Here is a 14131-nt window from a genome sequence, read left to right as displayed (position 1 = left end):
GGCGATGGCAAAATTAAGGTCGTGCCGGGGCAGGGCGGTGAGCAGGACGAGGCGGCCGTAGGGGGAGGTGGGGCTGGTGTAGAGTTTCATATTTTTCTCCTGTTTGGTGCTTGTTTTGTGAGCTGATTTTGTTTTCAGGTAGCCTGCTATGCGGTGTGGAGGCTACCTGAAATTTATCCGGCTTGGCGGGCGGCGACGAGGGCGTTGCTTTGATGGCGGAACAGTTCGGCGGTGCCTTTTTGGCCGAGCTCGAGCAGGCGGGTGAGCTCGGGGATGCTGAAGGGGGCGCCTTCGGCGGTGCCTTGGATTTCGATGATTTTGCCGGAGGCGGTCATCACGAGGTTGACGTCGCTGTCGCAGCCGGAATCTTCGGGGTAGTCGAGGTCGAGCAGGGGGGTGCCGCCAACCACGCCGACGGAAACGGCGGCGATTTGTTCGCGCAGGGGGTTTTGTGTGATTTTGTCTTCGGCGAGGAGTTTGCCGATGGCGAGGTGCAGGGCGACGTAGGCGCCGGTGATGCTGGCGGTGCGGGTGCCGCCGTCGGCTTGGATCACGTCGCAGTCGATGAGGATTTGGCGTTCGCCCAGCAGGCTCAAATCGACGGCGGCGCGCAGGGAGCGGCCGATAAGGCGCTGGATTTCCTGGGTGCGGCCGGATTGTTTGCCTTGGGCGGCTTCGCGGCGCATGCGGGAGGCGGTGGAGGCGGGGAGCATGCCGTATTCGGCGGTTACCCAGCCTTGGTTTTTGCCGCGCAGGAAGGGGGGCACGCTCTCTTCGATGCTGGCGGTGCAGATGATTTTGGTGTGGCCGCAGGCGATGAGGGCGGAGCCGTGGGCGTGGGGGAGGAAGTGGGGGGTGATGCTCACGGGGCGGAGCTGGTCGGCAGCGCGGCCGGTGCGGATGGGGGCGGGCATGGCGGTCTCGTTGGGGGAAGGTGGAATCATTTCAGGTAGCCTCAAGCGGGCCGGGGGTGATTATACTGCTGCGCGGGGCGGGGCGCTTGGAAATACGGCGGACGGCGGGGCGGGTATGGCTGGAATGGCAATGGTTTCAGCTATATAATTCAGTTGTTTTGTTCACAGGCAGGCTACCTGAAAATGTTAGCGATAAAATGAGCGCCATGAAGTTCATTCCTTTGGCCGAACGGGTTTATGCCGATTTGGATAACGAGCGTTTAAGCCGGCACATTGTCGGGCTGACGCAAACGGATAGCGTTTGCTGTTTCGATGGCGATATGCGCACGATTAAAGCCGGTGATTATCTCTATTTGTATATGGATTGCGGCGACGATTATTGCGTGAGCGAAGGCGTCGTGATTGCCAACCCTTATCCGACTGCACACCGATACTGCTGCGTGTTGGATGAAGACATTCTCTTTTGGCAGGATTATTGTGCTGCAACCAATCGTTGATATGCTTCTAAACTTTTAGCTATCTTGTTTTTAGCTTTGCAGAAACTCAGCCTTGGCTGCGCCAAGACATCGTTTTCAGGTAGCCTTTATCTCCCATACCGCCATGTCCGATTTAATCGTTTTCAACAAGCCCTACGGTGTGATCTGCCAATTCAGCCCGCACGAAAAACACCGCACGCTCAAGGAATTTATCCCGCTGCCAGACGTCTATCCCGCCGGCCGGCTGGACACCGACAGCGAAGGCCTGCTGCTGCTCACCGCCAACGGCCGCCTGCAGGCCAAAATCGCCGACCCGCGCCACAAAATGGTGAAAACCTATTGGGCGCAGCTCGAAGGCAGCCCGGACGACGCCAAGCTGGATAGGCTGCGGCAAGGCGTGGATTTGGGCGACTTCATTACCCGCCCGGCGCAAATCAGGCTACCTGAAAAATGGGAAACCGACCGCCTGTGGCCGCGCGTGCCGCCGATACGGGTGCGCAAAAGCGTGCCGGACTTTTGGCTGGAAATCCGCATCAGCGAAGGCAAAAACCGCCAAGTGCGCCGCATGACGGCCAAGGCGGACTACCCCTGCCTGCGGCTGGTGCGCGTGGGCATCGGGCGGCTGGATTTGTGGCAGCTCGGTTTGGCGCAGGGGCAGTGGCGGGAAGCGCCGTTTTTGCCCTAGCTCAAGATTCCTGACGGCAGCCGCGCGGTCGGTATGCCGTTTGCTTGGCATTTCGTTAATTTTCATCACACGAGGTTTGATATGGCGGATTTACCCGAGTTTTTAGCGCAGTGGCAGCACACCGCGCGTTTCCGTTTCCCCCTGCTGGCCAAGCCGCGCGCCGAAGACAGCCACAAAGGCAAATTCGGCACGGTGGCGGTGATCGGCAGTGCGGTCGGCATGAGCGGCGCCGGCGTGCTGGCGGCCACGGCGGCGCTCAAGGGCGGCGCGGGCAAGGTGTGGCTCGGGTTTGCGCAAAACGGCCTACCGCTGCCCTATCTGCCCGCCTACCCCGAAATCATGCTTGCCACCGCCCTGCAGCTGCTGCAACGGCGCGACATCACCGTGTATGCCGTGGGCTGCGGGCTGGGCATGAGCGACGGCTCGCGCCAGCTGCTGGAGCAGGCCACCGCCGCCGCCATCCATGCCGACGCGCCACTGCTGCTCGATGCCGACGCGCTCAATATGCTGGCGGTGGAGCGCCTGTTTTTGCCCAACAACGTGGTGCTCACGCCGCACCCGCTGGAAGCCGCGCGCCTGCTGGATATTTCTGTGGAAGAAGTGCAGGGCAACCGCTATCTGGCCGCCGCGCAGATTGCCGAGCGCTACGGCAGCTATGTGGTGCTCAAAGGCGCGAACACCGTGGTGTGCACGCCCAACGGCCGCATCGTGTATGAAAACGACAGCGGCAACCCCGGGCTGGCCACCGCCGGCAGCGGCGACGTGCTCAGCGGCCTGCTTGCCGCGCTTCTGGCGCAGCAGCTGCCCATGCAGGAAGCCGCCTGCGCCGCGGTGTGGCTGCACGGCACGGCAGCGGAGCTTTTGGCCGCACGCGGCATCGGCCCCATCGGCCTCACCGCCGGCGAAATTGCCGACGCCGCGCGCGAACTGCGCAATTTGGCGGCGTGCTAGCGAGCCTACTTGCGCTGTATATTTGGAGGCTACCTGAAAACTATTTTTCAGGTAGCCTGTTTATTTATAGGATGAAGTAAGCGGAGTGTTGTTGTTGCTCCGAGCATGATTTGCGGGAAGCCGCTTGAAGCATAGCAACACAGGCTACCTGAAAGTTTGAGCGGCAGGGAAGCTTAAATGGCAGGGCCGATATGGTTTTAACTTCGTTGAAGTTTGCGCTTTAGCTCCGCAGAAACTCAGCCTTGGCTGCGCCAAGACATCGTTTTAACTTCGTTGAAGCTCACGCTTTCAGGTAGCCGTTGCTCGCTAAAAGTTGGGTTTGAGCGCAAGCGTTGTCATACATTTCAAGCGAAATGAAACCTGCCATTTCCAATCAAAACAGGCTACCTGAAAAATAGTTTTCAGGTAGCCTGTTGGCATCGGGTGGAGGTGGGTTGCTACTCGTCCGGATTCAGTTTCTGGTTGCCGCTGCGCAGCGGGAATTTCTGCTCGAGGCCGCGGATGAATTGGGTGTAGAACTGTTCGCCGTTGCGCTGGCCGGCCAGTTGGCGCACCTGCGGCAGCTGCTCCTTGCTGTTTTCCGGCAGGGATACGGAGCGGACTTCCACCAGCGCGGCGCCGCTACCGGGCAGGTTCACCAGCGCATAGCCGGGCTTGCCGTTTTGCGGGCGGGCTTTCACGATGGCGGCGAAGTTTTCCATGCCTAGGTTTTGCTGCAGCTGGCTGGCGCCCACTTTTTCTACCTGGCCCCATTGCAGGGCAGGTGCGGCTTGGCCGGCTTGCAGTTTGCGCAGGGCTTCGGCGGCGGCGGCTTGGGCGAGCTTGGCACTTTCGGCGGCTATATAGTCGCGGCGCACGGCATCTTTGGCTTCTTCAAACGATTGGTTGCGCGCTTTGCTCACATCGGTGGCGCGCACGATGCGCAGCACGCCGTTGCCCATGTCGAGCAGCTCGGAATTGTGGCGGCGCTCCACCACTTCGGCGCTGAACAGGGCTTCTTTCACGGCGTCGGGCAGCTGGGAGGCGGCCACGTCGGGCTGGCTGAGCCATTCGTCTTGTTTTTGCAGCGGCAGCTTCATTTGCTCGGCCACTTTTTGCAGGCTATTGGGGTTGTCGAAGGCGAGCTGTTCCAGCTCTTCTCGGGCTTTGCCCATGGCCTGCGAGGCTTTGCGCTGGCGCACGCTGTCTTCCAGCTGGGCTTTCACGCTGTCAAACGAGGGCTTGGCTTCGCTGCCGGCGGCGAGCAGGTTTTGATAGGCTTCCTGCAATTCCTGCGCGCTCACGGGTTGCTGTTTGGCCAGCTCTTCCAGGCTCAGTTCGACGTATTCCAGCTTCACGGCCAGGGGCAGGGCGTAGCGGGCTTTGTTGGCCTCAAAATAGGTTTTCAGCACGGCGTCGGTGGGCTGCACTTTGCCGGCGTAATCGCTGGCTTGGAAGGGGGCGCTGCGCAGTTCGCGTTCGCTGTTGATTATGCCTAAAAGCTGTTCGGCCTGGCTGGTGCTGACGATGCTGCCGTTGGTGATCAGGCCGAGCAGGGTTTGGCGGCGGTATTGGCGGCGCATGTTGTCGATCAGCCGGTCTTCGCTCAGGCCGGCCGCGCTCAGGTAGTTGCGGAGCTTGGCGGGATCGAATTGGCCGTTGGTTTGAAATTCGGGGTCGCGCGCAATCACGCTTTTAATCTGCTCGACAGAGAGTTCGCCCACGCCCAGCTCGAGCGCGCCCTGTTCGATATAGGCCTGCTGTACCAGCGATTGGAAGGTGGATTCGTTGGTGGCGCCGGCGTTGCCGTTTTGATGTGCGGCGCGGACGATGCTCTGCACTTCTTCGGCGGTGATGGTGGTGTCGCCCACCTTGCCGACGTAGTGGCCGCGGATGCCGGAGGAGAGGCTTTCGGCACCGAAACCGATGAAGGTGATGCTGACCAGCGCCAGCAGGATTTGGGACAGGCGGCGGTGTTTTTCGACTATGGCAAACATAAGCGTGATGCGGTGGTTGGATGAAAGGCGGTATTGTAACGGTTCTGACGATGTCGGGCTAGGTGTTTGCTTAAACGGATTGGCCGGAGAGCAAAGGGAGTGATGCGGGCGATGCAATGGGTTTCAGCCAATATTTTTCAGGTAGCCTGATTGTGTGCGTCAAAGGCTACCTGAAAATCAAGGAAGGCTACCTGAAAACGGAGCTTTCGCTGGCTCGGGGCAAAATAAAAAGACAGGCGGAATACCTGTCTTTTTGGCAATCATAAGGCGCTTGATTTACAGCGCGTCTTTCAGCGCCTTGCCGGCACGGAATTTGGGAGACTTGGCAGCCGGGATAACCAGCTCGGCGCCGGTTTTCGGGTTGCGGCCTTTGCGCTCGGCGCGTTCGCCCACATAGAAGGTACCGAAGCCGACCAGCGTTACGGTGTCGCCTTTTTTCAGGGCGGTGGTAACGGCTTTAGTCAAACCATCCAATGCCTTACCGGCAGCAGCCTTGGAAATATCGGCTTCCTTGGCAATCGCTTCAATCAATTCAGACTTGTTCACAATAAGTCCCTTTCTGGTTGAGGAGTAACGAAAAGCTGCCGATTCGCACCGGCGAGCAATGCTTTTATTTGTAACAGGCTGCTTTATAGCAAGTCCAAAATCATTGGTCAAGCAAATAAGCGGCTTGCGGGCGGCTATTTTCAACGAATCCGGCAGGATTGAGCCTTTCGCACAACAAAGCCTGCCGGATTGCACGCTAATGCTTGGTGGCGCGGCCGCCGGTTTTGGCCGGAGTTTTCGGCTTGGCTGCCGGGTCTTCCTGCCAAGGCTGCGGCTGGTATTCCAGGCCGAAGGAGAGCACTTCGTCGATCCAGCGCACGGGGTGGATGCTCAAGCCTTCCTTCACGTTTTGCGGGATTTCTTCCAAATCCTTCACGTTTTCCTTGGGAATCAGCACATGCTTGATGCCGCCGCGCAGCGCGGCCAGCAGTTTTTCTTTCAAGCCGCCGATGGGCAGCACTTCGCCGCGCAGAGTGATTTCGCCGGTCATGGCCACGTCGGCGCGCACCGGAATGCCGGTGAGGGCGGACACGATAGCCAGCGTCATGCCGATACCGGCGCTGGGGCCGTCTTTCGGCGTGGCGCCTTCCGGCACGTGCACGTGGATGTCGGTTTTCTCGTAGAAATCCGGCGCGATGCCCAGCACTTCGGCGCGCGAGCGCACCACGCTCCAGGCGGCGGAAATGGATTCCTGCATCACATCACCCAGCTTGCCGGTGCGCAGGATGTTGCCTTTGCCTTTTAGGGCCACAGCTTCGATAGTGAGCAGCTCGCCGCCCACTTCGGTCCACGCCAAGCCGGTAACTTGGCCGATGCGGTTTTCGCTTTCGGCCACGCCGTAGTCGAAGCGGCGCACGCCGAGGTAGTCGTGCAGGTTGGCGGCATCCACCACTTCCGGCTCCAATTTGGCAGCACGTTGGCCGGCGGCAGACTGTTTGTCTTTCTCCAGCACTTTTTTCATCACCACTTTGCGGCAGATTTTGGCGATTTCGCGGTCTAGTGAGCGCACACCGGCTTCGCGAGTGTAGTAGCGGATGATGTCGCGCACGGCACTCTCTTCGATCACGATTTCGCCGCTTTTCACGCCGTTGCGCTCAATCTGCTTGGGCACGAGGTATTGCAAGGCGATGTTGACTTTCTCGTCTTCGGTGTAGCCGGAGAGGCGGATGATTTCCATGCGGTTGAGCAGGGCCGGCGGGATGTCCATGCTGTTGGAGGTGGCGAGGAACATCACGTTGCTCAAGTCGAAATCCACTTCCACATAGTGGTCGGCGAAGGAATGGTTTTGCTCGGGGTCGAGCACTTCCAGCAGGGCGCTGGCCGGGTCGCCGCGGAAATCGCGGCCGAGCTTGTCGATTTCGTCGAGCAGGAACAGCGGGTTGTTTACGCCGGCCTTGATCATGTTCTGGATGATTTTGCCGGGCATGGAGCCGATGTAGGTGCGGCGGTGGCCGCGGATTTCGCTCTCGTCGTGGATGCCGCCCAAGGCCATGCGCACGTATTTGCGGCCGGTGGCTTTGGCAATGGATTGGCCGAGCGAGGTTTTGCCCACGCCGGGCGGGCCCACCAGGCACAAAATCGGGCCTTTGAGCTTGTTCATGCGTTTTTGCACGGCCAAGTATTCCAAAATCCGCTCTTTCACTTTTTCCAGGCCATAGTGGTCGGCATTGAGCACCAAATCGGCCTGCACAATATCTTTGCTAACCTTGCTTTTCTTCTTCCAAGGAATATCCACCAGCGTTTCGATATAGTTGCGCACCACGGAAGATTCGGCCGACATCGGCGGCATCATGCGCAGCTTTTTCATTTCACCCAGGGCTTTTTCTTCCGCTTCCTTGCTCATGCCGGCTTCGCGGATTTGCTGTTCGAGTTGGTCGAGCTCTTCGCGCTCGTCGCCTTCGCCCAGCTCTTTTTGGATGGCTTTCACCTGCTCGTTCAGGTAATAGTCGCGCTGGGATTTTTCCATCTGGCGTTTCACTCGGCCGCGGATGCGTTTTTCCACTTGCAGGATGTCCAGCTCGGCTTCAAGCTGGCCGAGCAGGTGTTCCATGCGTTCGGCCACGTCGATGATTTCCAGGATTTCCTGCCGCTGTTCGAGCTTGAGCTGCAAGTGGGCGGCGATGGTGTCCACCAGGCGGCCTGGCTCGGCGATGCCGTGGATGGTGCTGGCCACTTCGCCGGGGATTTTCTTGTTGAGCTTGATGAATTGGTCGAACTGGGCGAGCAGGGTGCGGCGCAGGGCTTCGTAGTCGCGGCTGTCGGCTTGTTCGGCGGGCTCGAGCACCTCGACTCGGGCTTGGAAATAATCGCCGCTGTCGTCGATTTCGATGGCGCGGGCGCGGCGCACGCCTTCCACCAGCACTTTCACCGTGCCGTCGGGTAGTTTGAGCACTTGCAGGATGTTGGCCAGCGTGCCGATGGCGTGCAAATCATCGGCGTTCGGGTCTTCGTTGGCGGGGTTTTTCTGCGCCAAGAGGAATACGGGGCCGTCTTGCTCGATGGCGGCGTCGAGCGCGGCGATGGATTTGGGGCGGCCCACAAACAGGGGCAGCACCATGTGGGGATACACCACCACGTCGCGCAGCGGCAACATCGGCAGGGTTTGGATGTTGCTGGATGTATGTTGGTTTTGGCTCATTGTTTTCTCTTGTTATCTCGGTTGAAATAGGGTTGAGGCTTTGGATTTTCCTCATTGCGGGGCAACGTGGGGGCGGGCGGCGGGTTTTCAAGCGGCAGTTTGCTGTGATTGTATGTTGGCTGGTTTGCGTGCGGCCTGCCAAACCGCATGGAGGCTACCTGAAAAGGCTACCTGAAAACGAAGAAAGTGAGTTTTAGCGAAGTTAAAATGCTTAAAGCGGATTTTCCCATGCGCTGTTGTGGCGAAGCTGAGGCTACCTGAAAAACGGCTTCGGCATCTTAACTTCGTTGAAGATATTTTTCAGGTATCCTTTTACTCTTGCAGGGTGCGGTGCCGGATAGGATATGATAAAAATCTATACCGCCGGGCGGCAGTTGTGGCAGAATGGCCGCTTGATTTTGTTTCCGCACAAAGGAGTGCCACCATGTCCGTTACCGATGTAGTGAGAATGATTGAAGAAAACGACGTGCGTTTCGTCGATTTGCGCTTTACCGACACCAAGGGCAAGCAGCACCATTTCACCGTGCCCGCTTCCGTGGTGCTGGAAGACCCGGAAGAATGGTTTGAAAACGGCCAGCCCTTCGACGGCTCCTCCATCGGCGGCTGGAAAGGCGTACAGGCCTCCGATATGCTGCTGCGCCCCGACCCGGCCACTGCCTTCATCGACCCCTTCTACGACGACGCCACCGTGGTGCTCACTTGCGACGTGATCGATCCCGCCAGCGGCCAAGGCTACGACCGCGACCCGCGCTCCATTGCCCGCCGCGCCGAAGCCTACCTCAAAGCCAGCGGCGTGGGCGACACCGCCTATTTCGGACCCGAGCCCGAATTTTTCGTGTTCGACGGCATCGAATTTGAAACCCATATGCACAAAGTCCGCTTCGAAATCACCTCCGAAAGCGGCGCCTGGGCCAGCGGCCTGCACCTGGAAGGCCAAAACACCGGCCATCGCCCGACGGTGAAAGGCGGCTACGCTCCCGTTGCCCCCGTGGACAGCGGGCAAGACTTGCGCTCCGCCATGGTCAATATCTTGGAAGAAATCGGCATTCCCGTAGAAGTGCACCATGGCGAAGTGGGCACCGGCAGCCAGATGGAAATCGGCACCAAATTCAGCACCCTCGTGCACCGTGCCGACCAAACCCAAGACATGAAATACGTGATCCACAACGTGGCGCACAACTTCGGCAAAACCGCCACCTTCATGCCCAAACCCCTGATGGGCGACAACGGCAGCGGCATGCACGTGCACCAATCCATCTGGAAAAACGGCCAAAACCTGTTTGCCGGCGACGGCTACGCCGGCTTGAGCGACACCGCCCTCTACTACATCGGCGGCATCATCAAACACGCCAAAGCCCTCAACGCCATCGCCAACCCCTCCACCAACTCCTACAAACGCCTCGTGCCGCACTTTGAAGCGCCCACCAAATTGGCCTATTCCGCCAAAAACCGCTCCGCTTCCATCCGCATCCCCACCGTGCACAGCGTGAAAGCCCGCCGCGTGGAAGTGCGCTTCCCCGACCCCACGGCCAACCCCTACCTCATGTTTGCCGCGCTTCTGATGGCCGGGCTCGACGGCATCCAAAACAAAATCCACCCCGGCGACCCGGCCGACAAAAATCTCTACGACCTGCCGCCGGAAGAAGACGCGCTCGTGCCCACCGTGTGCGCCTCCCTGGAAGAAGCGCTGGAAGCCCTCAAAGCCGACCACGAATTCCTGCTGCGCGGCGGCGTATTCAGCCAAGATTGGATCAACAGCTACATCGCCCTCAAGGAAGAAGACGTGCGCCGCATCCGCATGGCACCGCACCCGCTGGAATTTGAAATGTATTACTCGCTGTAAGGTGATTGATAAACGCGCTTGTTTTGCTAGGTAGCTACCTGAAAACAAGCGCGTTTAATTATCCATCTCTTAAATAATGTGCTTTTTAGTTATTGGATATAAATTGGGGAAAACAGCATGAGCAAACTCCAATCCGATGAACAAGGAAATATTTCAAATTCTAGAATTATCGTAATGCAGCCAGTAGGAAATCAGGATAGTAGAGAATTAGAACTGGCTACACCAGGACTGAGATTAATATCAGGATTATTGGATAGGCTTCTATTTGTAATTTTCGGATTCTCGTTTTTAGCTACTTTATCTCAAGCGGTGCTTGCTATGGGTTCAAGTGGTGATACAGTTGTAATGGCAATGGTAGTAACGGGAATTTTATTGGTGCCATGGACAATACTCGAATTAATTTTTATGAGCATAAAAGGCCAATCAATTGGCCAGATGATAATTGGCATTAAAGTGATTGCTGAGAATGGAGAGAGTCCTGGATTTTTGCGATATGTATTAGTGCGTGAAGTTGCATTTGCTTTTTTGTTGAAAGTTATTACTTATCCAATAGCTAAATATTGTGGGTGGCCGTTTATTTTCATTATCCCAGCATCTATATATTTTATTTGTTTTGTGATGATGTATAACAAAAAACGTAATCGTCAAACGCTTCAAGACATGATAGCTGGAACTTTTGTCGTTTTTACATAGCAGTTATAAGCGAAAGAAGGCTACCTGAAAAACCGTTTATCAGTTTTTCAGGTAGCCTTTTGTGCTGCGGGGCAATCAGGCTAAACCGAGCTGTTGCAGGGCTTGTTGCAGCTGGCCGGCTGTCCAGCGGTTGCCGGCGGCGAGGGTCATGAGGGCGGTGGCGGTTTCGATGTTGCATTTGCCGCCGCCCACGGCGCCGGCTTGGCGCAGGGCGTTGCCTTGGGCGTAGTCGGTGCCGGTGCGGCCGTGGTGGGCTTGACTGAGGTTGAGCAGGAGGCCGCCGTGTTGGGTGAAGTGCTGGATGGCGTGGAGCAGCTCGGGGCTTTCGGGGGCGTGGCCTTGGCCGTAGCCGAGGAGGATGGCGGCCTGTTGGGGGAAGTGGCGCAGGCTGTGGGCGATTTGTTCGGCGCTGCTGCCGGGGGTGAGCAGGTGGCTGCACACGCGGGCTTGGGGCTGGAATTGGGCGCTCAGGGGGCTGAGCAGGCTGTGGGGCTGGGCTTGGCCGGGCTGCCAGGTGCCGAAGTGGGGGTTGTCGAAGCCGTCGTCGCGTTCGGTGCTGTATTTGCTGCTGCCGATGGCGGGGTAGAGCCGGCCGTCGAAGGCGATGACGGTGCTGTGCAACTGGGGGTTTTGCAGGGCGGCAACGGCGGTGCGGAGGTTGGCGGGGGCGTCGCTGTGCGGGGCGTGGTAGGGCTTTTGCGAGCCGGTGAGGACGATGGGTTTGGCTTGGTTGTCGAGGGCGAGGGCGAGGAGGTTGGCGGTGTAGGCGAGGGTGTCGGTGCCGTGGAGGACGAGGATGCCGTCGTGTGCGGGGAGGGCGGCTTGGATGATGGCGAGCCATTCTGCCCAGTGTGCGGGGGTGAGGTTGGAGCTGTCGATGAGGGGCTGGCAGATGTGCCAGTGGAAGGTGGCTTGGCTTGAGTAGGGGCGGAGGGCGCTTTCGGCGAGCTCGGTGTCGGGAAGGAGACCGGAGGGAGTGGATTTCATGCCGATGGTGCCGCCGGTGTAGAGGACGAAGATTTTTTGCATGGTGGGCGTTTCGCTGGATAGGGATGGGGGATTATAGAGGCTACCTGAAAAGTTGTGATAGGGGTTTGGGTTTCTTTTTCAGGTAGCCTGGATGTGTTTGGGGCTAAACAAAAGGCTACCTGAAAATGCTTTTTGCTTTTCAGGTAGTCTTTGGGGTGGCTGACGGCTTACTGGACTTTAATCAGCTTCACGTTAAACACGAGCACGGCATTGGGCGGGATGTTGCCGCTGCCTTTTTCACCGTAGGCGAGCTCGGCGGGGATGTAGAGGGTGTATTCGCCGCCTTCTTTCATCAGTTGCAGGCCTTCGGTCCAGCCTTTGATGACTTGGTTCAGCTTGAAGGTGGCGGGCTCGCCGCGCTGGATGGAGCTGTCGAACACGGTGCCGTCGAGCAGCTTGCCTTCGTAGTGTACGGTAACGGTGCTGTTGGCGTTGGGCTGTTTGCCGGTGCCTTCGGTTTTCACGCTGTATTGCAGGCCGGAAGCAGTGGTTTTCACGCCTTCTTTGGCTTTGTTGGCTTCGAGGAAGGTTTTGCCTTCTTCTTGCTGGCGGGTGGCGAGCTTGGCCATCTGCGAGGCTTGGTATTGCTGGAGGATGTTGTTGGCTTCTTCATCGCTCACGGGCTGCGGCTCGCTGGCCATGCCGGCTTGCAGGCCTTTCACCACGGCTTCCATATCCAATTCCATGCCGCTGTCGCTGGCTTCTTTGAGCTGGGTGCCTTGCAGGTAGCCGATTAAGAAGCTGGCTTTCTGCTGGTCGTTCATATTGGCCAGGGCGCCGGAAGCGGCGGGGGCGCTGGCGGTTGCGGCGGCGGAAGCCGAAGAAGCGGCTGCCGGGGCAGAAGCGCTGCCGGAAGCGGGCTGTTGGTTACAGGCGGCCAGGGCAAACATCACGGCGGCGGCCAGCAAACCGGTGCGGAACATATTTTTTTGCATAACACTCCCTAATTGAGGACAAAGAAAATAACGGCTGGCATTACAACATTTCCGCCGCGCCGTTTCAATCGGTTTTACCAGAATTAAAAGGCTGCGGCTTGTGTTTTGGCGGCGGAAGTGATGAAATCCGCGCTTTCATTGATATGCAGAAAGATTGATATGCCAGTTTGCCTGCCGCGCGGCCCGGTTATGGCCGATGTTGCCGCCTACCGTTTGACCGAAGAAGAAAAACAGCGCCTGCTGCATCCGGCCGTGGGCGGGGTGATTTTATTTCGCCGCAATTATCAGAGCCGCAGCCAGCTTCAGGAGTTGTGCGCCGAAATCAAGGCGCTGCGTACGCCGGAGCTGGTGATTGCAGTGGACCACGAAGGCGGGCGCGTGCAGCGTTTTATCGAAGGCTTCACCCGCCTGCCGGCCATGAACGTGCTGGGCAAAATCTGGGAAGAACAGGGGCAGGCTGCGGCGGAAGCGGCGGCGGAGAAAATAGGCTGGGTACTGGCGGCGGAGCTGCGCGCCTGCGGCGTGGATTTGTCGTTTACGCCGGTGCTGGATTTGGATTGGGGGCAGTGCGCCGTGATTGGCAACCGCAGCTTCCACCGCCAGGCCGAAATCGTGGGCGCGCTGGCTTTGGCGCTGCAACGCGGCCTGAACCGCGGCGGCATGCAGAGCTGCGGCAAACATTTTCCTGGCCACGGCTTTGTGGCGGGCGACAGCCACCATGTGCTGCCGGAAGACCCGCGCAGCCTGGCCGAGCTGATGGCGGCGGATATCCAGCCCTTCCGCGCTTTGGCTGCCGCGGGCATGGCCGCCGTGATGCCGGCGCACGTGGTGTATCCGGCGGTGGACAATCAGCCGGCCGGTTTCTCCGGCGTGTGGCTGAAGCAGATTCTGCGGCAGGAGCTGGGTTTCAACGGCGTGATTTTTTCTGACGACCTCACCATGGAAGGTGCGGGCGCGGCAGGCGGCATCCGCGAGCGGGCGGCGCAATCCTTTGCCGCCGGCTGCGATATTGTGTTGGTGTGCAACCGCCCGGATTGGGTGGACGAACTGCTGGAAGGCTTCAGGCTACCTGAAAACCCGCAGCTGGCCGCGCGCTGGCAATACATGGCCGGGCGCGGCACGAGTGCCGACTATGCCGCGGTGATGGCGCAACCCGAATTTCAAGCCGCCCAAGCCTTCACCGCCGCGCTGGCCTCGCCGCAGGATGTGGCCGGCGGCGTGAAAGTGGGCGAGGCGTTTTGATGGTGGATGAGGGGCTACCTGAAATTTTCAGGTAGCCTTCCCGTTGCTTGCCACACCAACTGTATTCCCATGCCGGAATACGGTTTTTCATTTTTCAGGTAGCCTTTCCAGCCTGCTTCTTCACACAAATTCATACTTTCTAGCTAGATATTTCCCCACGCAAAATCGCTATAGTGACAGCGGGAACGGATGCGGCCGCGCGG

General features: G+C 58.7%; 13 protein-coding genes. 7 read left to right on the top strand and 6 right to left on the bottom strand.

Annotation, left to right across the window (positions count from 1 at the left end):
- Positions 1–173: 173 nt before the first annotated feature.
- A complete protein-coding gene (gene rph / locus A7P95_RS04260; protein ID WP_067591900.1) occupies positions 174–914 on the bottom strand; it encodes a ribonuclease PH in 741 nt (246 codons plus the stop codon).
- A 56-nt stretch (positions 915–970) separates the two neighbouring features.
- Here rph and A7P95_RS04255 point away from each other — a divergent pair, with 56 nt between their 5' ends.
- The 3 genes from A7P95_RS04255 to A7P95_RS04245 all read left to right on the top strand — a co-directional run bounded on the left by A7P95_RS04255 (position 971) and on the right by A7P95_RS04245 (position 3026).
- Positions 971–1411, top strand: coding sequence for a hypothetical protein (locus A7P95_RS04255; RefSeq protein WP_218916352.1), 441 nt, complete (start codon positions 971–973; stop codon positions 1409–1411).
- 103 nt (positions 1412–1514) lie between these two features.
- Positions 1515–2075, top strand: a complete 561-nt coding sequence (locus A7P95_RS04250) for a pseudouridine synthase (protein WP_067591693.1) — start codon at positions 1515–1517, stop codon at positions 2073–2075.
- Positions 2076–2156: 81 nt separating this feature from the next.
- Positions 2157–3026: an NAD(P)H-hydrate dehydratase gene (locus A7P95_RS04245; protein WP_067591690.1), complete on the top strand. Its 870-nt coding sequence runs from the start codon at positions 2157–2159 to the stop codon at positions 3024–3026.
- Between the two features lie 437 nt (positions 3027–3463).
- On the opposite strand, the gene A7P95_RS04240 is transcribed toward A7P95_RS04245, so the two are convergent.
- On the bottom strand, positions 3464–5002 hold the full coding sequence (locus tag A7P95_RS04240; RefSeq protein WP_067591687.1) for a peptidylprolyl isomerase: 1539 nt from the start codon (positions 5000–5002) through the stop codon (positions 3464–3466).
- Positions 5003–5118: 116 nt separating this feature from the next.
- Here A7P95_RS04240 and A7P95_RS11540 point away from each other — a divergent pair, with 116 nt between their 5' ends.
- On the top strand, positions 5119–5268 hold the full coding sequence (locus A7P95_RS11540; RefSeq protein WP_156503494.1) for a hypothetical protein: 150 nt from the start codon (positions 5119–5121) through the stop codon (positions 5266–5268).
- 10 nt (positions 5269–5278) lie between these two features.
- Here the strand turns inward: A7P95_RS11540 and A7P95_RS04235 are convergent, their stop codons facing one another.
- Positions 5279–5548, bottom strand: coding sequence for an HU family DNA-binding protein (locus A7P95_RS04235; protein ID WP_067591684.1), 270 nt, complete (start codon positions 5546–5548; stop codon positions 5279–5281).
- Positions 5549–5744: 196 nt separating this feature from the next.
- Complete coding sequence (lon, locus tag A7P95_RS04230; protein ID WP_067591681.1) at positions 5745–8186, bottom strand: endopeptidase La; 2442 nt, start codon at positions 8184–8186, stop codon at positions 5745–5747.
- 424 nt (positions 8187–8610) lie between these two features.
- Here lon and glnA point away from each other — a divergent pair, with 424 nt between their 5' ends.
- Both glnA and A7P95_RS11070 read left to right on the top strand, forming a co-directional pair.
- Positions 8611–10029, top strand: coding sequence for a type I glutamate--ammonia ligase (gene glnA, locus A7P95_RS04225; RefSeq protein ID WP_067591678.1), 1419 nt, complete (start codon positions 8611–8613; stop codon positions 10027–10029).
- Between the two features lie 117 nt (positions 10030–10146).
- On the top strand, positions 10147–10722 hold the full coding sequence (locus tag A7P95_RS11070; RefSeq protein ID WP_082890725.1) for an RDD family protein: 576 nt from the start codon (positions 10147–10149) through the stop codon (positions 10720–10722).
- Between the two features lie 75 nt (positions 10723–10797).
- Here the strand turns inward: A7P95_RS11070 and A7P95_RS04220 are convergent, their stop codons facing one another.
- Entirely contained in the window at positions 10798–11751 is a 954-nt protein-coding gene (locus A7P95_RS04220) for an asparaginase (RefSeq protein ID WP_067591675.1), read from the bottom strand.
- 167 nt (positions 11752–11918) lie between these two features.
- Positions 11919–12686 (bottom strand): BamJ family beta-barrel-assembly machinery protein, encoded by a 768-nt coding sequence (gene bamJ, locus A7P95_RS04215; RefSeq protein WP_245636557.1) that lies wholly within the window; start codon positions 12684–12686, stop codon positions 11919–11921.
- A gap of 159 nt (positions 12687–12845) precedes the next feature.
- Here bamJ and nagZ point away from each other — a divergent pair, with 159 nt between their 5' ends.
- Positions 12846–13928, top strand: coding sequence for a beta-N-acetylhexosaminidase (gene nagZ, locus A7P95_RS04210; RefSeq protein ID WP_082890724.1), 1083 nt, complete (start codon positions 12846–12848; stop codon positions 13926–13928).
- The last annotated feature ends 203 nt before the right edge of the window (positions 13929–14131 follow it).

The sequence above is a fragment of the Eikenella longinqua genome, from assembly GCF_001648355.1.
Classification (GTDB): Bacteria; Pseudomonadota; Gammaproteobacteria; order Burkholderiales; family Neisseriaceae; genus Eikenella; species Eikenella longinqua.
Note: the sequence above shows the minus strand (reverse complement) of the source record. Positions and strands in the feature narration are given on the sequence as shown.